Origin of the sequence: Acinetobacter sp. ANC 4973 (genome assembly GCF_002135275.1) — a bacterium.
Taxonomy (GTDB): Bacteria; Pseudomonadota; Gammaproteobacteria; order Pseudomonadales; family Moraxellaceae; genus Acinetobacter; species Acinetobacter kyonggiensis.
In genome coordinates this window covers 51,897-73,437 of sequence record NZ_NEGM01000011.1, presented here as the reverse complement: position 1 = coordinate 73,437, position 21,541 = coordinate 51,897, and the positions used below count along the sequence as shown (strand labels likewise).

Below are 21,541 nucleotides of genomic sequence, written 5' to 3'. Positions count from 1 at the left end.
TATGGAATCTGTCCAAACAAAAGGAGACCGAATTCTACCTGAAAGACAGGTGAATCACAATGAAAATATAGAATTTCAAGCGCTGTATTATAAGCTATTGTTCAATATTTGACTAGTGGCTTTTAAGATAGTGTGCTATTTGTTTATTTTGATGAATATCAATGATTTGATTTTAAATAAAATGCTGAAAGCAAAAATAAAAATGACAGCTGGGAGTACTAAAGTTCAATTTATTGGACTAATTTGATTTGCGCATATTCTATCAGCCTTATTATCCCTTTGTATTATCTTATAATTCAGCCTAATGCTGGGTGTGGATCATATTTGTATTATTGGTTGTAATAGTTGCTATTACGTGGGGCTTGGCTTTACTCCTCATTTTACTTTACCTGATTGTAAACTTTATTTTATTAGTACCGATTGCTTACAGTCTCTTTCTGATGATGACTTTAAGTCTTGTATATCTCCTGTATCGCTCTTTTCCTCTTTTCCTCTTTTCCTCTTATGCTTCATTGGCTTCTTAAAGCATGCAGCATTGCCTCTGTTATCGCTATTTTTATTTATATTGCATTATTCATTGCTTATTTATCTGGTGCTATTATTCCACCATCGTCCTAGCTAAAAACATAAAAATCAACGGTATTTATTTTCTAGATTCAGTAAAATAGCGGTACTGAAATAAATCTGCATAGGTCAGCCATGCTTCCTCTATATGTCACCAGCGGCGAACCTGCTGGTATCGGTCCTGATATTTGCCTAAGTTTGGCAGATCGGATTGATGAGCGTCCAATTGTGGTTTTGGCAGATATTCATATGCTGAAGCAGCGGGCTGAAATTTTAAATCAGCAGATAGAATTGATTGAGTATCAAGGACAATCTGATACATCTGCACTGGGGCAGCTTTATGTGGAGCATGTTGCATTAAATACAGAGGTTATTTTGGGGAAATTAAATTCTCAAAATTCAGCTTATGTATTAGAACAATTACGTCGTTCAGCCGATTATGCCATGCAGGGTAAAAGTGTGGGCGTTGCAACGGCACCCGTACAAAAATCAATTATAAATGATGCAGGCATTCATTTCAGTGGGCACACCGAATATTACCAAGAGTTTGCGGGTGTTGAACGTGTGGTCATGATGCTGGCAACCAAAACTTTACGGGTTGCTTTGGCGACCACGCATCTTGCATTACGCGATGTGCCAGATGCCATTACCGCAGAGCGTCTGCATCAAGTAATTGATATTTTAATTTATGATTTAAAAACAAAATTTAAGATAGATCAGCCGCATATTTTGGTTTGTGGCTTAAATCCTCATGCAGGTGAAGACGGTTATTTGGGCCGTGAAGAAATTGAGGTGATTAATCCAGTGCTTGAAACCTATCGTGCACAAGGCATTGATATGAGTTTAAGCCTTCCTGCCGACACCTTATTTACGCCTGAACATTTAAAAGATGCAGATGCAGTTTTGGCGATGTATCACGATCAAGGCTTACCTGTGTTAAAATCTCAAGGATTTGGTGAAGCCATTAATATTACTTTAGGCTTACCGTTTATTCGTACTTCTGTAGATCATGGTACAGCGCTCTCCCTTGCAGGTACTGGACTGGCAAAAAGTTCAAGTTTGCACGTTGCTGTCGATTTAGCCCTTGATTTAGCCCATCACTGATTTTTTGGTGAATAACCTTCACGTTGGAACTGTTTTTATGTATCAGATTAATGCCCTAAACCCAAAAGAAGAAGGGCATCAGGCTCGAAAACGATTTGGTCAAAACTTTTTACATGATCAACGTGTGATTGCCAAAATTGTGCGATCGGTCAACCCACGTGCAGGTGAAAATATTGTTGAAATTGGTCCCGGTCTTGCAGCATTAACTTCACCTTTGATTGGTGAATGTGATGCTTTAACGGTGATTGAGCTGGATCGTGACTTGGCCGCTGGCTTACCGGGGCGTGTGCCATATCCTGAGCGTTTGACCATTGTTGAAGCGGATGCCTTAAAGTATGACTATACTGCGTTGTTTCAAGACGATCGCCCATTACGTGTCGTCGGGAACTTGCCGTATAACATTTCAACGCCATTGCTTTTTCATCTTTTGGAATTTGGCGATAAAATTAAAGATATGCATTTCATGTTGCAAAAAGAAGTGGTTGATCGTATTACTGCTTCTCCAAATACCAAAGAATATGGCCGCTTATCGGTCATGATTCAGTATTATTGCAAACCGACATTTTTATTTGAAGTACCACCTGGATCTTTTAATCCGCCACCGAAAGTAACTTCTGCCGTATTCCGTTTAGAGCCTTATGCGGTGAAACCTGTGATTGCCAAAAATGAAAAAGCTTTGGCACGTTTGGTTTCACATGTCTTTACGCAGCGTCGTAAAACTTTGCGTAATAGTTTGAAAGGAATGTTAGTAGAAGAAGCTTTTGAAAATGTAGGCATTGACCCAATGGCGCGTCCAGAAAATTTAACGATGGCGCAATTTGTGGCTTTGTCAGATCAAATGGTGGCTTAAAAGTGGCTCGCTCCGATATTCGACACAACTATGTGATTGGTGATGTTCAGGGCTGTTTTGAAGCCTTGAAAGCATTACTAAAAGAAATTAAATTTGATCCCGATTTGGATTTTATTTGGTTTGCAGGCGATTTGGTCGCCCGTGGTGAAAATTCAATTGGTGTACTTCGTTTTGTTAAAAAGTTGGTTGATCGTGGCGTTGCTGCAACGGTATTGGGTAATCATGATTTAACACTTTTGGCCTGTGCACGTGGTTTAAAAGAGCTAAAAGATAAAGACAATACGCGTGATGTGATTGATGCTATTGACAGTGATGATCTGATTGATTGGCTACGTAAACAGCCGTTATGTCTTTTTCCAAATGATCAAACCATTTTGACACATGCGGGTATTCCGTGTATTTGGTCGGCAGAGCAAACTTTTGCTTTTGCTAAAGAAGTTGAAGCCATTATTAGTCATGAAAATTTTGACTTAGTTGATGTTTTCTTAGCTGAGATGTACGGCAAACTACCTGATTTATGGTCGGATGATCTTGAAGGTAATGCACGTTTACGTTGTATTACCAACTATTTAACCCGTATGCGTTTAACCAATGCGCAAGGGAAAATGGAGTTTAGTTTTAAAGATTCATTGGATGACCCAATGCCTGCTGGTTTTCAGCCTTGGTTTGAATTTGAGTCAGAAGCTGCCAAAACGCATCAGATTATTTTTGGTCATTGGGCGGCATTACAGGGTAAAACCATTAATTCTCAGATTCAGAATGTCGATGGTGGTTGTGTGTGGGGCAATCAACTGGTTGCTTATCGCTTAGAAGACAAAGAAATTTTTAAAGTCGATAATCCAATGTTGTAATTTTTAGCTTTTTTAAAAAGCTGATTTAAGTCACATTGTCTGTGTCTAGTCCTGAAATAAAAAAAGCCGCAATTTTGCGGCTTTTTTATGCTGTCAGCTTAGTCTAGACGAATCCAAGTTTGATTGCGTCCTAATGCTGAAACACCCATATAGGCTCTGAGGGTTAAGCGTTTGCCTGATGCACTCAATTTCATTTTTGCATCATAAATTTTGCCTGCAAGTGGATCAATCACGCGACCATGTTCATAGTTGTTAGTGCCTTCCACATGTTTCAAGCCTTTGAGAAGCTCCATGCCTAAAATAGGTTTGTTGGTGTATGGTGCGGGGCATTTATTACATATTTCTCTTGGCGTATAACCAGGACGAGGTGTGATTTTCACAATTTGGCCTGTATAGGTGCCGTTGCTTTCTTTATTGATTGCAATCACTGCTTTGGGAGAGCCTGTTTTATCATCAATTTGTTGCCACGTACCGCTTAAATCTTGTGCCAATACAGATCCACTTATTGCAGCACCAAGCAGCAGCAGTCCCAATTTCAAATTTAGCTTCATAAATATTCCTATGCGATTCCATCGCCATTTAAAACTTCAATTGGCGCAAAAGCCTATTCTTGGCGAATCCAGGTTTGTGTGCGGCCAATAGCAGAAATGCCGATATAGCCCCTTAAAAGCAGGCGTTTACCGTTAGTTGATTGTTTTCCTTTCAGATTGTAAATCTTACCAGAAAGCGGATCAAGGATTTGACCGCCAGCGTACAGGTTTTCTCCTTCAAATTTTAAATTTTTAAAGATTTCTAAACCTAAAATTGGCTGATCTGTATAAGGCGCAGGACAATTGACACAATTTTCACGAGGGGTATAGCCTATGCGAGGGGTAATTTTAACAACTTTTCCTATAAAGGTATTATTTGAACTTTTATGAATTTCAATAATGGCTTTCGGTGAACCTGTTTTATCATCAATTTGTTGCCATGTTCCTGATAGATCTTGTGCCAATACATTGCTGCTGAAAAATAAACTGGCAAAAGTAACAAGCAAAATATTCTTTTTCATATCAATTCCTTTGCTTATGGAGAGTAATTTTTTTTATCGATTAAGAACATATTATGAGGGTCTGAAAATTAGTCAAGATATTGCATCATAAAAAACAAAAATAATGTGAATTACTTAAACAATAGTGAATAAAAAAGCCACATAGTGTGGCTTTTTGTCAGCATTAATCATTTTTTATCCACGTTTGACTACGTCCCAAAGCCGAAATACCAACATAACCACGTAAATTTAGACGTTTGCCATTGGCACTCAATTTTGCTTTCATACTGTAAATATTGCCAGAAAGTGGGTCAATAATTTTACCGCCACTGAAATTGAGTCCTTCAACGTATTTTAACCCAGTTAATACGTCCATCCCCAGAATGGGTTTATTGGTATACGGTGCTGGACATTTGATACAGGTTTCTTTAGGGGTATAGCCTGGGCGAGGCGTTATTTTGATAACTTTTGCGGTAAATGTGCCATTTGATTCTTGGCGAATCTCAAGAATTGCTTTTGATGAACCTGTTTTATCATCAATATTTTTCCATGTCCCCGTGATGTCTTGTGCAAAGGCAAGACTACTGAGTGAAGAACAAACCAATGCTGTTAAAAATGTAATACTTTTCATTAACAAATTCCTTTTTGATAATTTTGTGACTCATTTTCATTCTAGATTTATTTTTTATACTAAACAATCATTTGTTTGTTATTGTGATTTTTGAGTCACATTTTTTGTAAATAGAGTATAAATGTTGGCAACCAGATGGCGGTAAATACAGCATTGACGGCCATTCCAAAAGCCGCATAGCGTCCAGCAACGCTACCTCTTTGCCATGCTTGGGCAGTACCAATGGCATGTGCAGCTAAGCCTAATGCCAAGCCAGATGCTCTTTCATCATGAATATGGCGCAAAATAAATGGAGAAAATGCAGCACCAATCACACCAGATAAAATCACAATCAGAATGACTAAACTGAGTGGGGCATGCAGTAGCGTAGCGATATTAATCGCAATGGGCGTGGTTACAGCACGTGTTGCAAATGCCATAATGCTTGCATCGGACATATGCAATAAATAAGCAAGTCCCATAGGTAATGCGACTGCACTAATACTGGCAAAGACCAAAATACCCACAATTGCTTTGAGGGGTAAGTCGTCATAACGCATTGCTGCTAGAGGAATGGCTAAGGCAACTGTGACGTAACCGAGCAAATGATTAAACAGAGGATTGACTTGGGTCATATAGGATTCATAAGGAATACCAAATACAAACAACAGCCCAATAATGAAGAACATCCCAATCACGATGATCGGAACTTGTGGAAGTTTTTTATTAATAGGTTTAGCAATCAGATAAGCCATCAGCGTGATCATAAAACCAGAAAGTACTGCGAACATATGATTTCCCTATAACCAGCGTTTGGCCATTTTTGCATACACCCATAATGGAATAAGGGTACTGATGAACATGACGATGAGAAAAAGCGGAATCTCTTTGCCCATTTGTACCAACATAATCAGTGAACCTGCACTAATGGGTAAAAAGGCAAAAGCACTTTCTTTCATAATTTTATTGTTGGTATCGACTAAACGTGCTGGTAATTTATGTACATTTCTCCAAACAAGTAATGTCATTAATAAAGCAATTAAACCGACGAGATTACCAAGTTCTGGATGATTCAATTGTGTCATTAACCAGACTGCTCCCTCACGAAAGCAGATGATTAATGCCAGTGTACCGATCCATGCAGGCCAGTCGATTGTTTTTATCCAGTCCATGTTTACCAAACTTTAAAATTATACTTATCACGTTTTAACCGATTTATCTTTTAATTTCAAATTCCTCAAGCGGTCTTTTAAACTGAGTGGCTTTATGACCTAAAATTTCGTCAATCGGTAGATGGGCTTGTTTAATCAATTGTTCCAGTTTTTGTGGGGCAATAATGACATGTAAATGCAGGTTGCCTTGATCATCATAATTTTCAGTTTGAATGACATTGAGCGCATACAATTGAGTGCGCAATTTTCCATATTCTGGTTTTAACACCAGCTCGAAACTTTGTAGTTGTCCCATCAAACATTCTTGAACGGCTTGGCGTAATAGGTTTAAGCCTTGTTTAGAATGTGCCGAGACATAGACACGGTCAGGGACATGCGGCTTGGCATAGACAATTTTGGCATCTTCGCCACTAACATCAATTTTGTTATAGACACGCAGTACAGGAACCTCCACCCCGATTTCTTTTAAAACTTTCTCAACTGCTTCAATTTGCTCCATCATATCTGGACTACTGGAATCAATGACATGGAGCAGTAAAGTTGCCTCCAACGTTTCTTCAAGCGTAGCTTTAAAGGATTCCACCAAAGCATGTGCAAGGTTACGGACGAAACCCACGGTATCCGCAAGGACTAAAGCACCAATCCCATCCCAATTTAAACGGCGTAAAGTTGGATCTAGTGTTGCAAACAATTGATCTGCCGCATAAACATCGGAACGGGCCAATATATTGAATAATGTAGATTTACCTGCGTTGGTATAGCCCACTAAAGAGACCGTTGGAATAGCGGCTTTTTGCCGTGCAGCACGACCTTGAATACGGGTTTGGCGCACTTTTTCCAGCTTATCTTTTAGCTGTCCAATACGTAAACGCAGTAAGCGACGGTCGGTTTCTAATTGTGTTTCACCCGGCCCACGTAAACCAATACCGCCTTTTTGACTGTCTAAACTAATGCCACTACCAACCAGTCGAGAAGACAGATAGTCTAATTGTGCCAATTCAACTTGCAGTTTACCTTCATGGGTACGTGCGCGTTGTGCAAAGATATCTAAAATGAGGCGAGTACGATCAATAACACGACATTGCATCACTCTTTCTAAATTACGTTCTTGCGAGGGGCTGAGGGCATGATCAAAAATCACCAAATCTGCTTCTAAAGCTTTTGCTAATTCAGCGATTTCTTCAGCCTTTCCGGAGCCGATAAACAGTTTAGGATCTGGTTTAATGCGTTGAGCGGTAATGTGTTCTAGAATTTCAGCACCAGCTGACTGGGCCAATAAGCGAAATTCTTCAACATCAAGGTCATCTAACAGTTGTACGGATACACTGACTAATAGGGCACGGTTGCTACCTTGATGTTGCTCAATATATTCCACTAAATGCAATCTCAACGACATGAAAACTTCATTTTAGTGGAAAATTAACCCTGATAGTAAAAAATAGCGAAAACTTCGGCATGCATCGTAACAAAACATTGAGTGAACAAAAATAGGGCAATGACTTACCCGAGCTATTTCTTTAATTTTATTCTAAAAAATTGATAATATTGATTATTTTAGAATTTTAATATGCTTATTCTGGCGATATTGCTGTGGGTATAATTTGTGTTTTGGCTTAAAGTGCAGACTTAGTTATTTTCATCATGCAGCAAAAAAGTATTTGGTGGTTTTTATGATCAATGCAAGATGAAAATGAACAGTATAGAATGGCCGTACATAAACGATTAAATGCTGTATCTGGTAATTAGTGATCAATCTATGACTCAATCCTCTGTAACTGAAAGTTCGTCGTTAAATAGCATGTCTAAGTTTTTGTTATATAGTAAAAAATTGTTGGCTGGTTTGGAGGCGATTATACAAGGGTTTTATTTGGTTTTTCGTCATCGTTTATATAAAGATCCGAACAATCCCAATAATACGCGCTATGTGCAACATTTTTGCCGCCAGTTAAGCAAAGTATTTAATATTGAAGTTCAAATTCATGGTCAGATTCCAAGACAACCTGCTTTATGGGTAAGTAATCATATTTCTTGGTTAGATGTTGCTGTTTTAGGCTCAGGCGCTCGGGTTTTCTTTTTGGCAAAAGCTGAAATTGAAAAATGGCCATTATTTGGAAAATTGGCTAAAGGGGGCGGAACGCTGTTTATTAAACGGGGTTCTGGTGATTCAGTTAAAATTCGTGAACAAATTACGGCATTTTTAAAGCAAGATATTCCAGTGCTATTTTTTCCTGAAGCGACCACTTCCGATGGTTCAAAAATAAAAAAAATCTATGGGCGTATTTTAGGCGCGGCGATTGAGGCCAATCGTCCGATACAAATTTGCTTAATTTGTTATGTGAATCAACATGGACAATTGGATATGGTCGCGCCGTTTGTCGGTCACTTGAGTTTTATCGATCATGTTAAAAATGTTTTAGAAATGCCTAAAGTTACCGCTCATTTAATGACCTTGCCAGCAATTTCGGTTGAGGGGCATACCGTCGAGACTTTGACTAAGGAAGTCCAAACTAAAATGGTCGAAGGTTTAGCGCAGTTGCAGCACAGAGTTCTGCAAACCGACAGCGTAAATGACTCAAGATGAATGGCTAAGGAAAACAGTGCGTCTAGCAGGAAGGCTTACATAAAGCCTTCAATAGGCAGCCATGAAATGATTTTTACTCCGGCTTTTTGCCACCATTTCATTTTCGGTTCTTTGTGATAGATTTTAATGTCGCCATTATGCTTTTTAATTTTCCAGTTGATATTTTGATTGGCATCTAAAACCAATTTATAGGCATATTTAGATAAATTTTCATCCATTGTCTGATGAATGGCTTTGGCTAAGTTGGGGCTATTCAGCAGAACGCCAATTTCAGTATTTAGATAGGCTGAACGAGGGTCGAAATTGAAAGAGCCAATAAAGACTTGTTTTTGATCAATCGCCATGAGTTTGGCATGCAGGCTGGAACGGCTTAAACCTTTTAAGCTGACTTTGGTTTTTTCCGCAATTTCCTCTGTATTGGCATTTAAGTTTTCAGCTTCAGGTGCAGACAGAAACTCATACAGTTCTACCTTATTTTTTAATAAATCTTTGCGATATTTAGCATAAAAGGCATGGACCACAGCGACATCATTGGCTTTAAAAGAATTGGTCAGGACACGGACTTGAATATTACTTTGAGCCAGATCGCTGAGCATTTTTTCGCCTTTCTTTTCAGGGACGAAATAAGCTGAAACGATATCCACACTGTGTTCTGGGTTTTCTAAATGATTAATCAGCTGAAAATTTAAATATTGTTCTTTTTTGGCTTTGGATTTGATTTTACTCGGTGAATCATGAACGACTTCGGCCTTGACCCAATCAAATTGAATACTATTATTGAGCCACTTTTCAATATTATGGGATCGGGTGGCTAAATCAAGATAATTTTGTACGGTAATCTCTTGATAATAAGTATTAAGTTGTTGTTTTAAACTTTCAAAACGCAAGGCATAGTGTTTTGAGTTAACAATTTGTTTTACTTGAAATGCATATTCATCATTCCAGTATTCATCAAAAGAATGAATAATTTCATCAGATGCAGAGCCGACCAGCATGACATCGACATCGGAAAATTGATAATTGTCACTGACGTTATAATATTGATTACTCATATTGCGACCGCCAATCAAGGAAATTTGATTGTCTGCAATAAAGCTTTTGTTATGCATACGACGGTTAATGCGTTTTAAGTCGAGCACCATATCCATGGCACGGTAATGTCTAAATCGGTAGGGGTTATAGAGTTTGACATCAATATTTTGATGTTGATCGAGTGCAAGATAAATCCCTTCCATTTTTTTAGCATTGTTATCATCCATCAATAAACGGACTTTTACACCACGATCAGCTGCTTTAATAATAGAATAGAGTGCCAGTGAACCAATTCTATCGTTATCCCAAATATAATATTGCAAATCTAGAGTTTTTTCTGCTTTATCAATGAGATGTATGCGCGCTGCTAAAGCTTCAAGCGGATCATATAGAATATGATAACCCGTTAAATTTGGATTTTGTTCTCTTAACGGTTCAACGATTTTAGCGAGTGAGGTTTGCTCCGTTTCAGTATCGAACGCATATTCCATCGGTTGAGGTGTTTGTTTGGGGAGTGTTGAACATGCAGGAATCCCTAAAATGAGGCTACAACTCAGCAATACAGCAGTTTTATAGGTAGAAGAACCATACCCTTTACCGCTGTTTAATTGTGCTATTTGTTGGGGAGATCGCGCCATATTTTATAAACAATACCAAAAATTGGTTTGAGTATAAGTGCCAGCTGTGAAAAGATAAATATCAAAAGAGATGAATGATGTCATATCATCGTTATCATTAGAGAAGTTATTATGTGGGATACGCACTCCGTCGTTTTTTATTTTTATATCAGTTTTGTCGTGATCGGACTTTGGGGTGTTGCACAGGCATGGCTAAGCCAAACGCGTACTGAAACCATTCATCCCTTTAAAGCCTTTGTTCATTTATTGGCATTTTATTTATCTTATTTACTTTTCCCTTTATTTTTCTTTAGCTTGTATGCAGGGTGGAGTGGCTATTACTCTCTTCATGAAGCCATTTTTATTTTCGTACTCAGTTGTCTGCTAATTTATGCACGCTTTATTGAACCCCATCATGTCGGGGTGAAAACCATGCAATATCAATTGAATCCCGATCAAAAAATGCAGCAGCCGATTAAAATTGCATTGATTGCCGATTTACATATTGGCTTATTTTCAGGACATGAACGTCAACTTAACATTATTGTAGCGAAAATTAATCAGCAGAATCCGGATTTGGTTGTGGTTGCAGGGGATTGGACTTATGAACCAGAAAACACACTTGCCGATGAACTGGCGATTTTAAAACAGATCAAAGCCCCCGTTTATTCGGTGAATGGCAATCATGATGAACAGTATCCTGGGCCCCCGATTCAAAACTTATTAAGACATGCTTTGATGGTCAATAATGTGATTGATATTGAAGGCCAGATGGTGGAGTTTGATGAATTCCGTTTGCTTGGGGTGGGCGATTTATGGGCGGGAAAAACTGATATGCGTTATATGCCAGACTTACCGCAAGATAAGCCATGGGTACTTTTATCACATAATCCCGATACAGTAGATATGGTGCCACAATTACCAACACGGCCATTAATGTTGTCTGGGCATACGCATGGCGGACAAGTTGAGCTGCCGTGGCTGACCAACTATATTATGAAGAAAGTCTCTATTCTTGGACACAAAAAGGGGCTGTATCAACATGAAAATGCCGATGTTTTTGTTACAGTTGGAACGGGAATGGTCGGTGTACCATTTCGTTTTCGTGTCCCTCCAACCATTGATATTATTGAGTTGGTTTAACGCGGAAATATAAATTTGTGTGTTGATCATTTAAGCTATGATAAAGATCAAATAAGAACCATAGGATGAGACAATGTCTTTTTCGCAAGAAGTGGGACAGTTTTTCGCTTTAACAGAAACGCAATCGGCACAGCTCGAAGCGGATTTTATAAGTTTAGAACATGACTTTCAGCAAGCAGCAGCGGATGAGGTGAATACGCCAGAATTTGCGCGTGCATTTTATCAAAAGTTTGAGCAACGAATCGCGGCATTTGGCTTTGATGAAAATAATGTGGAAGCCTTGCTTGAGCATTTATATGGCACAGAACGCTATCGCCAATTGGTGACTTACATTGTTCCGAGTTATTACAATGCCGGTGGCGATCGCATGGTCTTTGAAGAGATCTATCAAGAAATGTTAAGTGATGAACAAATCTGAGAAAACCGTATCTGAGAAAACCATGTTAACCGCAGAAGAAATCATATAAAAAACCAGCGTGAAATGACGCTGGTTTTTTTAGGCTTTGATGAACTTAAACTTGGTTATTGACGTCATCATTTTTTGTTTCACGAATGGCTAAGAAAGCCAGCAGTGATAGGATGGATGCAGCAGTTAAATAGTAACCGACCGCTTGTAAACCATAAGTAGTAGCAAGTTTGGTTGCAATCAATGGCGCAAAAGATGCCCCAAAAATACCCGCAAGGTTAAAGGTTAATGCCGAACCAGTATAACGAACTGAAGTCGGGAAGATTTCAGACAGTACCGTTCCGATTGGGCCATACGTCATCCCCATCAAGGATAAACCTAAGCACAGGAACAGGAAGACCATGACTGTGCTGCCAGATTCAAGCATACTCGAGAACACTAAACCGAATAATGCACAGGCGATACAGACACCAATAGAGGTCGCTCTACGACCAAATTTTTCGGCAAAAACAGCAGAAAGCGGAATGAATGCAGCAAAGCAAAATGTCGCAACCAATTGAAGTTTTAAGAATTCAGCACGGGTATAACCAAGTTTTGTGGTTCCCCAATTGAGTGCGAAGACCGTGGTTAAATAGAATACGACAAAGGTACAAATTGCAGCAATCGTACCCAAAATAAGCATGCGCCAATGTTTGGTCATGACTTCTTTAAATGGAATATTGACTTCTTTTTGCTTATCCAAGACTTTTTGAAATGCAGGTGTTTCGTGCAGTTTTAGACGAATCCAAAGACCGACAATCACCAGCAGGGAACTGGCAATGAAGGGAATACGCCAGCCCCATTGCATGAAGTCTGCTTCAGACATCAATGCACCTAGGGTTAAAAAGGAACCTGTGGCTAAAATAAAGCCGATAGGTGCCCCAAGTTGCGGGAACATGCCATACCAAGCCCGTTTGCCTTCAGGTGCATTTTCAGTGGCAAGCAGTACCGCACCACTCCATTCACCGCCTAAACCCAGCCCTTGTCCTAAACGACAAAGTGCCAGTAGTAGTGGTGCAGCAAGACCAATTTGCGCATAGGTAGGCAGTAAACCAATACAAACGGTGGAAATACCCATGGTCAGCAGAGCTGCAACCAGTGTGGCCTTACGACCAATTCGGTCACCCAAATGTCCAAACAGTGCGGCACCAATAGGACGCGCAATAAAGGCAATAGCAAATGTGGCTAACGATTGGATGGTTGCAGTCGTTGGGTCTGTACTTGCAGGAAAGAACAGATGAGGGAAAATGATGACCGCAGCTGTAGCATAAATATAAAAATCGAAAAATTCGATTGTTGTACCGACAAGGCTTGCGCTAAGTACACGAAATTTTGAGTTGGTCGCTACTTCTTGAGCAGCGATAGAATTTGATGACGCCATAAGAACCTTACACTTAGTAAAAATAAAAAAACTTAATTTTAAAAGGGTAATCTTTTTAAAAAAGGCGTAATTTCTTAAAAAAATACGAAATACCGACTTATCTCTACGGCTTTAGGGTTACTAAAAAATGTAGAAATAGAGGGTTATATCACGTAAAAATAGATGGCTAAGAAATGTGATCCAGCACCAATCAATACAAAAACATGCCAGATAGCATGGGTGTATCTTACTCTTTTTAAGGCATAAAACAATGCACCAACGGTGTAAGCAAGCCCACCAATGATGAGGTAGGTTAAGGCTGGTTTACTTAAAAAGCGTTGCATATCATCCATGACCAGTACTGCAAGCCAGCCCATCAGCAGATATGCGAAGAGTGAAATCTTATGAAAGCGATGAATGAAAACTAACTTGAATAGTGTACCAATTGCAGCAATTATCCAAAGTGCTATTAATAAGTAATGCGCTTTTGCTGTGGGAATTGCGATCGATAGAAAAGGGGTGTAAGTTCCAGCAATCAAATAATAAATAGCAGTGTGATCCAGTTTTTTGTACCAATAACGTTTGGTGTCGTCAGTGGCAAAGTGATAAATGGCGGAACTTGAAAAAAGCAGGATCATACTGAGCGCATAGACACATAGGCCTAGAAATTGTCCTCGTGGTAAATCACTGCCTTTAATCAACAACAAGACACCCGCAATGACCGCGAGTACGGCACCCAGTGCATGACTCATTGCATTTATTTTTTCTTCACGTGGATCGTAAGATTGCATATTGGAAGTCGTCATGGTGGATTTCTATTATTAAAAATACACTTGTATAGTAATGAAATTTTACCTTTAAAGTAAGAAGTTTTACACTCACAGCTTAATTTATTCGAGTTATCTTCATGTCGCAATTGGCTTCTTCTTTTATTCAGGAACAACAATTCTTAGATGCCTTTCAGCAAGCTATTGAAACACAAAGTTTTGATCGAATAATTCTAAGCCAATATAAAGGTGAATTAGAACATTTAGAGAAAATCACCTTACGCGTCATTCTATTACAAGATCAGCCTGTTTTAAGTGCTTTGTATCGTTATAAGACTCAGGATGTCACCAAAAATTATCCTTTGGTAGAAGCGCAGCAACTCATTCAAGATTTATTGGCACACTGTAAACAAGCCAATCTTTTTACCCATACAGAAGAGCTGCAACTGAAAAAAAATAAGAAAAAAGCGATGTTGACGGTCACTAAAAATCAAGCTGTAGCCAAGGCTCAGACTTTAGAACAGCAACAGGGACATGATCGTGCCAAGCATCGTTATGTTGATCAGGACAGTTATTTTTTACAACCGTTAGGGATTACCGACAACAAAGCACAAATTATTCCAAGTATGGCGCGTAAGTGGAAACAGATTAATAAATTTGTGGAAATTTTTTCAGGTGCTTTAGATCAAATTACAGCGCAAGAGCATAGGTTACGGGTGGTTGATTTTGGTTCGGGCAAAGGCTATCTGACCTTTGCTTTATATGATTATTTAGCCAAACAAGTTCAAACGCCATTTGTCACTGGGGTAGAGCTGAACCCTAAAATGGTCGAATTTTGTCAAAAGGTGGTGCAAGCGTCGCAATTTACACAATTGGATTTTTTCCAAGGCGATGTCCGCACCTATCAGCCTGAACACCTAGATGTAATGATTGCGCTACATGCGTGTGATGTGGCCACGGATTTTGCCATTCATACAGGAATTCGTTTAAATGCCCAAATGATTATGTGCGCGCCGTGTTGTCATAAAGAATTACGTCCACAGATGCAAAGCCCAACGGTGCTGAAGCCGATGTTGCAATTTGGGATTCATGCTGGACAACAAGCTGAAATGCTCACCGATACCATTCGTGCCTTATTGTTAAAAGCCTATGGTTATGAAACCAAAGTTTTTGAGTTTGTAGCTTTGGAACATACCAGTAAAAATAAAATGATTTTGGCGACCAAGCGTCAAGATTTTGAAGCCCCTGATCAGGCTGTTTTGGCGCAAATTGTGGCGTTAAAGCAAATGTATGGTATTCAAAAACACTCGCTTGAATTGCTGCTAAATCATCAGTGGGATCAGCAAGATATTGGCGAAAAGTGTTAATTTAAAATGAATAAAGCAGTCGCAATGCTGCTTTTTATTTCTAGGAAGATGATTTTTGATGACCCAATTTATGATACGCACAGGCAGTTGGGATGAATTGCAAAATGATGCAAAACTGATTCGTGAACAGGTGTTTATTCATGAACAGCTCATTGCTGCTGAAGATGAATGGGATGCAGAAGATGCCATTGCTTTACATTTTGTGGTTTTAGATCAGCATCAGCCGATTGCTACGGCACGACTTTTGAAAAATAACAGTGTTGGGCGTGTTGCTGTATTGAAAGAATATCGCGGCAAGGGCATTGGTCGTTTGTTGATGCTGGAAATTATTCAACAGGCGAAACATGAACAGCGTGAATTTTTAAAGTTGTCTTCACAGGTTCATGCCATCGCATTTTATCAAAGTTTAGGTTTTAACGTTCAGGGTGATGAATATTTGGATTGTGGTATTGCACATGTGGATATGCGACTTTTATTGACTTGATGGAATGATTGATTTTGAATAAATAAAAGCCATTTCTTCGTTGATGCTGATCAGTTAAGGATTTTTAAATCCTCCCCTTGCGAAACAGTGTTTCTCATCCTTTTTCAAAGAGGGGTTAGGGGAGATTTTTAAATGAGTAATCATTGAATTACTCTTAACTGATCAGCATTAACTTTTCGTGGCTTTTATTGGTTGAATCTAAAAATTAATGCCCATGTTCAGATTCGGTTGCCATTTTATTTTCTGTTATTCCAGCATGCTCATCTGCCGACATGTGATGAGTTTCTGTGGTTGCTGGCGCACTTGCGCCACTCATGTTTTTCTGTTTTTCAGCTTCAGTCAGTGCTTCTTGAGACATCACAGGTGCATTTTTAAAAGCAGTTTGATTGCTCTCAGCACGTTTCTGACTTGGCATATAATCAGGTTCGTTGGTTACAGCAAGGTAGAAAAAGCCAAGGAAAAAAGCACTTAAAATAAAGGCAATAATGAGCGCTTTCCAACCCCAAGGCGATTTTTCAGGAGAAGTGTTATTAGTCATGAGAAAATACCAAAATGGATAAAAATAAATCAGAATATATGTAACTTTATAACACATTATTGTTTGAAAGCCGATGTTTAAATAACGAATCCCTTCATTTGAATAAGAGATTAAAGTTAATATTAAAATCCCGATCTTTCATTTAAATATAATAAAACTCAGATCTGGTCTGAATATGAGGACATCAAAGAGAGGATGTATTTTGAATGAAAAAGCAATGTTTTGAAATATGATCACCCTCATTTTTAATGGAAAAAAGAGTGATCATATGGTGTGTGGATCAACTGATATTATGCAATTTTTTCGCCAGCATGGGCTTTATCTATCAGCAGTTGTGGTGCTTTAAAACGCTCACCATATTTTACTTGTAGTGTATTGGCACGAATTAAGGCTTTTTCCAAACCATATTGATTTAGAAACTGCAAGGCACCACCTGTCCACGGCGCAAAACCAATACCAAAAATAGAACCGACATTGGCATCGACCACAGATTCTAAAACACCTTCTTCAAAACAGCGCAAAGTATCTAACGCTTGTACAAACAGGAAGCGGTCAATCATTTCCTGTTCTGAACTATCCGTGTCTTTTTTCCAGTGGTTTAAGCCATGCCATAAATGTTTTTTGCCATTTTCAGGATAGTCATAGAAACCAGCGCCCGCAGCTTTACCTTTACGTTGAAATTGATGAATCATGGTTTCAATCACATCATCGGCACCTGAACGTGGCAGGTCTTTGCCTTCAGCTAGTAGGGCTTTACGGGTCTCATTTGCCACATGTTCAGATAAGGTCAGAGACACTTCATCCTGAATGGCGAGTGGCCCTACAGGCATGCCTGCTTTAAGAGCCGCCATCTCAATTTTTGCAGGATGCACACCTTCTGCAAGTAAACGTAAGCCTTCTTGTACAAAAGTACCAAAGACGCGACTGGTAAAGAAACCACGACTGTCATTGACCACAATTGGTGTTTTGCTAATTTGCTGTACATAGTCATAGGCTTTGGCTAATGTTTCGGCTGAGGTGTTTTTGCCTTTAATAATTTCAACCAGTTGCATTTTATCGACAGGGCTAAAGAAATGTAGACCAATAAAATGGCTATCGTCTTTAGAGGCTTTGGCAAGTTCTGTGATGGGCAGGGTTGAGGTATTGGAAGCCATAATACCGTCATTGACCAAATAGCTTTCAGCTTCTTGGGTGACTTTAGCTTTCAGTTCTGGATTTTCAAAAACCGCTTCAATAATTAAATCACAGCCTTGTAAATCTGCTGCATTAGCCGTTGCAGTAATCAAAGATAAAACCTGATCACGTTTTTCAGCGGTCAGTCGTCCTTGTGATACTTTTTTATCCAGCAGTTTTTGGCTATAGGCTTTGCCTTTTTCTGCATTTTCAAGCGTAACGTCTTTGAGTACAACTTGAATGCCTTTACTTGCCGTTGCATATGCAATCCCAGCGCCCATCATACCTGCACCAAGCACACCGATTTTTGTTGCTTTCCATTTGGCAATATCTTTGGGACGGCTTGCACCAGATTTAATCGCGTTTAATCCGTGCCAGAAGGTGCCAATCATATTTTTGGAAATTTGCCCCGTGGCAAGGTAAGTAAAGTAACGTGATTCTATGGTCAGAGCCGTATCAACATCGACCTGAGCACCTTCCACGGCTGCTGCCATAATGGCTTCAGGGGCAGGGTAACAACCTTTGGTTTTATCGCGTAGCATGGCAGGGGCAATCGCCAGCATTTGCGCAACAGCAGGCGTTTTGGGATCACCACCGGGGATTTTGTAGCCTTTTACATCAAACGGTTGTTGCGATATTGGATTGGCTTTGACCCAAGCAATGGCTTTATCTAAAAGCTCTTGTTCAGACTCGGCTGTATCGTGAATCAAGCCCAAAGATTTGGCTTTATCAACACCAAATTGTTTGCCTTCCATCAGGAAAGGAAAAGCATTTTGCAGACCGAGTAGGCGTACCATACGTACCACACCGCCGCCACCCGGCAGTAAACCTAAAGTGACTTCGGGTAAGCCAAATTTAGCTTTAGCATCATTTAAGGCTATACGATAATGACAGCCTAAAGCCAGTTCCCAACCACCACCTAGTGCTGTGCCGTTTAAGGCTGCAACCACAGGAATCCCACGCGTTTCGATATAACGTAGTTTGGCTTTCATTTCTTCAATCATGTTGAAGAATGTTGTGGCATGATCCGGCTCTGCCTGAATCAGTTCATCGAGGTCACCCCCTGCAAAAAAGGTTTTTTTCGCTGAACGGAAAATAATGCCTGAAATTTCTGCATCGGCTTGTAGCTTGGAAACGGTATCTTCCAGTGCCACACGGAAATCAGCGTTCATGGTGTTGGCAGATTGGTTGGGAGAATCTAAAGTCAAAATGACAATATTATCGGCATTTTTTTCATATTGAATTGCGCTCATGATTATTCTCCTTATACCAATTCAATAATGGTTGCGATACCCATACCACCACCGACACACAAGGTTGCCAGTCCTCGTTTTTTGCCTTGACGTTCTAGTTCATCTAGCAATGTGCCTAAAATCATTGCGCCCGTTGCACCCAGTGGATGCCCCATTGCAATTGCACCGCCATTGACATTCACTTTGGCTGGATCAACTTTAAGTTCTGTGATGAAACGCATGACCACAGCAGCAAAGGCTTCATTGACTTCAAACAGGTCAATATCATCAATGCTTAAGCCTGCTTTGGCTAAAGCTTTACGTGCAGCAGGTGCAGGGCCAGTCAACATGATGGTCGGGTCACTACCAACCAATGCCGTTGCCAAGACTTTGGCACGTGGTTTGAGTCCTTGTTCTTGGACGGCTTTTTCAGAAGCGATTAATACCACAGCCGCACCATCGACTATGCCAGATGAATTCCCTGCATGATGCACATGATTAATGTTTTCAACTTCAGGATATTTCTGTAGCGCAATGGCATCGAAACCCATTTGTCCCATCATGGCAAAGCTTGGATTGAGTTTGGCTAAACCTGCCGCAGTGGTAGTGGGTTTAATAAATTCATCTTCAGCTAAAATTGTCACGCCTGCTTTATCTTTCACAGCAACAATTGATTGATTGAAATAACCTTTGGCTTGTGCCGCAGCGGCTTTCTTTTGTGAGTTCTCGGCAAAAGTATCGACATCAGAACGCGTATAACCGTCAATGGTGGCAATTAAATCTGCCCCAATCCCTTGGGGAACAAAGTTTGCTGCCATGTTGGTTTCAGGATCCAGTGCCCAAGGGCCGCCGTCTGAACCCATCGGCACGCGAGACATTGATTCAACCCCACCTGCAACCACAAGATCTTCCCATCCTGAACGGACTTTTTGTGCAGCCATATTGACGGCTTCCAAACCTGAAGCACAAAAACGGTTGATTTGTACGCCTGCGACATCGTTATCCCAACCTGCCGCAATGGCCGCAGTTTTGGCAATATCCGCACCTTGATCACCAATCGGGGTGACACAGCCCAACACAATATCATCGACTTTAGAGGTATCCAGTTGATGACGATCTTTCAGTTCATTGAGTAAAGTTGTTAGTAGGGTGATGGGTTTCACTTCATAGAGTGAACCGTCTTTTTTTCCTTTTCCGCGTGGTGTGCGAATGGCATCAATGATGTAAGCCTCGCTCATACAATATCCTTTTTTATGACTTTAAATTTGTTATGCTTTTTCGATTTTAATGATTAATTGTTGAAGTGCAATGACCAGAACGAATCAGATCAAATGAGTTTTTTAGCCAACCTGATGGAATTGTTCTGTGATCAGCCATGCTGTTTATTTTTGTCTTTTTTAGCCGTGTGTTTGCTCGCTTTCAATTAGACTACATCTTGAATATTTGTGCTTGATTATATGGGGTAAAGAGAATGATAAAACTAAAAAGTCGCTCTGCTGTCATTTTGTTAGTGTTGTCTTTATTCGGGTGTGATTCATCTGGTGGTGATCTTGGAAAAAATAATGTTGCAGAGAGCAAAAATAAAATGAGTCAGACTTATTCGAATCAGGTGGCTAATGACAAAATGCTTTTGGTCTTGTCTGCGCCATCCATCCATGATCCTTACTACACATCAGCATTTCAACGCATTGTCGATTTCCAAATTAATTATGCAAAATCCATTTTGGGCAATGATAATGTGGTGATTTTGGTCGATGAAGACACTAAACCTTATTTTACAGGCAAAGTCCCCGAAGATATTTTACTGGTGGATGATGTGCGTGATATTTGGATGCGTGACTTCACCACGGTTAATCCAAAACAGCCTGTGCAATTTACCTATACGTGGGCTTCGATGAGCCAAAAGCAAAGTCAGGAAGTGCAAAAAAGTTTTAGTCGTTTTGCAGATCGTCATCAGATTCAAAGAGCCAAAACAGATTTAATGATTGATGGTGGCAATCTTGTCGATGATTATGCAGGTCGTATCATCACCACCACTCGGTTTATGGAAGATAATGAACTCAGTTATGATGAAGCCAAACAAGAATTAAAAACCACTTTGGGTGCGCGAGAAGTTGCAATTTTAGAACCCGATGAAGAAGTGCTTGCCCATTCCGATGGCATGGTCAGTTGGGTGGATAAAAACACACTACTGGTCAATGATTACTCAAAAACACCATCATTTAGAACCGTGGTTATGGATGAGCTAAGGTCTTCATTTCCATCAGTAAAAATAGTTGAAGTCCCTGTTGAATATAAAACTAATCCCAAAGGACAATGGGACGGATTTGAATCTGCTTGTGGGGTCAATCTCAACTCAACCGTGACTTATAATAATATTTATGTACCAACCTTTAATATGCCACATGATCAAAAAGCATTGAGCATTATCAAGCAGAATACTACTAAAAAAGTCATTCCGATCAATGCGGAAAGTGTTTGTCCTATGGGTGGCAGCGTACGTTGTCTGACTTGGCAAGTCACAGGTGAGAATGCAGTGAAATTAATGAGTGCTGCGAGAGAAAGATAATAATTTGAATAACTTGCATCTGATGCTTCACAGGCAGATGCAAGTTCGTTAA

The 21,541-nt window shown here is 39.8% G+C and carries 21 protein-coding genes; 9 read left to right on the top strand and 12 right to left on the bottom strand.

Annotated features, from left to right (window positions below; translation table 11 throughout):
- Positions 1 to 699 precede the first annotated feature (699 nt).
- The 3 genes from pdxA to B9T30_RS13130 are packed head-to-tail and all read left to right on the top strand — an operon-like array spanning position 700 to position 3,369.
- Positions 700 to 1,668, top strand: a complete 969-nt coding sequence (gene pdxA, locus B9T30_RS13140; protein WP_086185396.1) for a 4-hydroxythreonine-4-phosphate dehydrogenase PdxA — start codon at positions 700 to 702, stop codon at positions 1,666 to 1,668.
- A gap of 37 nt (positions 1,669 to 1,705) precedes the next feature.
- Positions 1,706 to 2,518: a 16S rRNA (adenine(1518)-N(6)/adenine(1519)-N(6))-dimethyltransferase RsmA gene (gene rsmA, locus B9T30_RS13135; RefSeq protein ID WP_086185395.1), complete on the top strand. Its 813-nt coding sequence runs from the start codon at positions 1,706 to 1,708 to the stop codon at positions 2,516 to 2,518.
- Positions 2,519 to 2,535: 17 nt separating this feature from the next.
- Positions 2,536 to 3,369: a symmetrical bis(5'-nucleosyl)-tetraphosphatase gene (locus tag B9T30_RS13130; protein ID WP_086185409.1), complete on the top strand. Its 834-nt coding sequence runs from the start codon at positions 2,536 to 2,538 to the stop codon at positions 3,367 to 3,369.
- 98 nt (positions 3,370 to 3,467) lie between these two features.
- Here the strand turns inward: B9T30_RS13130 and B9T30_RS13125 are convergent, their stop codons facing one another.
- From B9T30_RS13125 to hflX, 6 genes are all read right to left on the bottom strand, one after another.
- Positions 3,468 to 3,920: a DUF2147 domain-containing protein gene (locus B9T30_RS13125; protein WP_086185394.1), complete on the bottom strand. Its 453-nt coding sequence runs from the start codon at positions 3,918 to 3,920 to the stop codon at positions 3,468 to 3,470.
- Between the two features lie 53 nt (positions 3,921 to 3,973).
- Positions 3,974 to 4,420: a DUF2147 domain-containing protein gene (locus B9T30_RS13120; RefSeq protein WP_086185393.1), complete on the bottom strand. Its 447-nt coding sequence runs from the start codon at positions 4,418 to 4,420 to the stop codon at positions 3,974 to 3,976.
- Between the two features lie 163 nt (positions 4,421 to 4,583).
- Positions 4,584 to 5,030 carry a DUF2147 domain-containing protein gene (locus B9T30_RS13115; protein ID WP_086185392.1) on the bottom strand — a complete coding sequence of 149 codons (447 nt, stop codon included), beginning with the start codon at positions 5,028 to 5,030 and terminating at the stop codon, positions 4,584 to 4,586.
- A 95-nt stretch (positions 5,031 to 5,125) separates the two neighbouring features.
- Complete coding sequence (locus B9T30_RS13110; RefSeq protein WP_086185391.1) at positions 5,126 to 5,800, bottom strand: LrgB family protein; 675 nt, start codon at positions 5,798 to 5,800, stop codon at positions 5,126 to 5,128.
- 9 nt (positions 5,801 to 5,809) lie between these two features.
- The gene (locus B9T30_RS13105) at positions 5,810 to 6,181 is read right to left on the bottom strand and encodes a hypothetical protein (RefSeq protein WP_086185390.1); all 372 of its coding nucleotides are present in this window, start codon (positions 6,179 to 6,181) and stop codon (positions 5,810 to 5,812) included.
- A 43-nt stretch (positions 6,182 to 6,224) separates the two neighbouring features.
- Complete coding sequence (gene hflX / locus B9T30_RS13100) at positions 6,225 to 7,556, bottom strand: ribosome rescue GTPase HflX (protein WP_086185408.1); 1,332 nt, start codon at positions 7,554 to 7,556, stop codon at positions 6,225 to 6,227.
- 381 nt (positions 7,557 to 7,937) lie between these two features.
- Between hflX and B9T30_RS13095 the strand changes: the two genes are divergently transcribed.
- Positions 7,938 to 8,762 (top strand): lysophospholipid acyltransferase family protein, encoded by an 825-nt coding sequence (locus B9T30_RS13095; protein ID WP_086185407.1) that lies wholly within the window; start codon positions 7,938 to 7,940, stop codon positions 8,760 to 8,762.
- Between the two features lie 35 nt (positions 8,763 to 8,797).
- Here the strand turns inward: B9T30_RS13095 and B9T30_RS13090 are convergent, their stop codons facing one another.
- Complete coding sequence (locus B9T30_RS13090) at positions 8,798 to 10,432, bottom strand: phospholipase D family protein (RefSeq protein ID WP_143223209.1); 1,635 nt, start codon at positions 10,430 to 10,432, stop codon at positions 8,798 to 8,800.
- A gap of 111 nt (positions 10,433 to 10,543) precedes the next feature.
- Between B9T30_RS13090 and B9T30_RS13085 the strand changes: the two genes are divergently transcribed.
- Both B9T30_RS13085 and B9T30_RS13080 read left to right on the top strand, forming a co-directional pair.
- A complete protein-coding gene (locus tag B9T30_RS13085) occupies positions 10,544 to 11,554 on the top strand; it encodes a metallophosphoesterase (RefSeq protein ID WP_086185389.1) in 1,011 nt (336 codons plus the stop codon).
- 73 nt (positions 11,555 to 11,627) lie between these two features.
- Positions 11,628 to 11,972, top strand: coding sequence for a hypothetical protein (locus tag B9T30_RS13080; protein WP_086185388.1), 345 nt, complete (start codon positions 11,628 to 11,630; stop codon positions 11,970 to 11,972).
- A gap of 94 nt (positions 11,973 to 12,066) precedes the next feature.
- Here the strand turns inward: B9T30_RS13080 and B9T30_RS13075 are convergent, their stop codons facing one another.
- A complete protein-coding gene (locus B9T30_RS13075) occupies positions 12,067 to 13,380 on the bottom strand; it encodes an MFS transporter (protein WP_086185387.1) in 1,314 nt (437 codons plus the stop codon).
- A 143-nt stretch (positions 13,381 to 13,523) separates the two neighbouring features.
- Positions 13,524 to 14,165, bottom strand: a complete 642-nt coding sequence (trhA, locus tag B9T30_RS13070; protein WP_086185386.1) for a PAQR family membrane homeostasis protein TrhA — start codon at positions 14,163 to 14,165, stop codon at positions 13,524 to 13,526.
- A gap of 101 nt (positions 14,166 to 14,266) precedes the next feature.
- On the opposite strand from trhA, the gene B9T30_RS13065 reads away from it, so the two are divergent.
- On the top strand, positions 14,267 to 15,493 hold the full coding sequence (locus B9T30_RS13065) for a class I SAM-dependent methyltransferase (RefSeq protein WP_086185385.1): 1,227 nt from the start codon (positions 14,267 to 14,269) through the stop codon (positions 15,491 to 15,493).
- Positions 15,494 to 15,551: 58 nt separating this feature from the next.
- On the top strand, positions 15,552 to 15,977 hold the full coding sequence (locus tag B9T30_RS13060) for a GNAT family N-acetyltransferase (RefSeq protein WP_086185384.1): 426 nt from the start codon (positions 15,552 to 15,554) through the stop codon (positions 15,975 to 15,977).
- Positions 15,978 to 16,182: 205 nt separating this feature from the next.
- On the opposite strand, the gene B9T30_RS13055 is transcribed toward B9T30_RS13060, so the two are convergent.
- From B9T30_RS13055 to B9T30_RS13045, 3 genes are all read right to left on the bottom strand, one after another.
- A complete protein-coding gene (locus tag B9T30_RS13055) occupies positions 16,183 to 16,515 on the bottom strand; it encodes a hypothetical protein (RefSeq protein ID WP_086185405.1) in 333 nt (110 codons plus the stop codon).
- A gap of 290 nt (positions 16,516 to 16,805) precedes the next feature.
- Positions 16,806 to 18,941 carry a 3-hydroxyacyl-CoA dehydrogenase NAD-binding domain-containing protein gene (locus B9T30_RS13050; RefSeq protein ID WP_086185383.1) on the bottom strand — a complete coding sequence of 712 codons (2,136 nt, stop codon included), beginning with the start codon at positions 18,939 to 18,941 and terminating at the stop codon, positions 16,806 to 16,808.
- Between the two features lie 11 nt (positions 18,942 to 18,952).
- Entirely contained in the window at positions 18,953 to 20,158 is a 1,206-nt protein-coding gene (locus B9T30_RS13045; protein ID WP_086185382.1) for an acetyl-CoA C-acetyltransferase, read from the bottom strand.
- Between the two features lie 233 nt (positions 20,159 to 20,391).
- On the opposite strand from B9T30_RS13045, the gene B9T30_RS13040 reads away from it, so the two are divergent.
- Positions 20,392 to 21,489: an agmatine deiminase family protein gene (locus B9T30_RS13040; protein WP_086185381.1), complete on the top strand. Its 1,098-nt coding sequence runs from the start codon at positions 20,392 to 20,394 to the stop codon at positions 21,487 to 21,489.
- Positions 21,490 to 21,541: the final 52 nt, after the last annotated feature.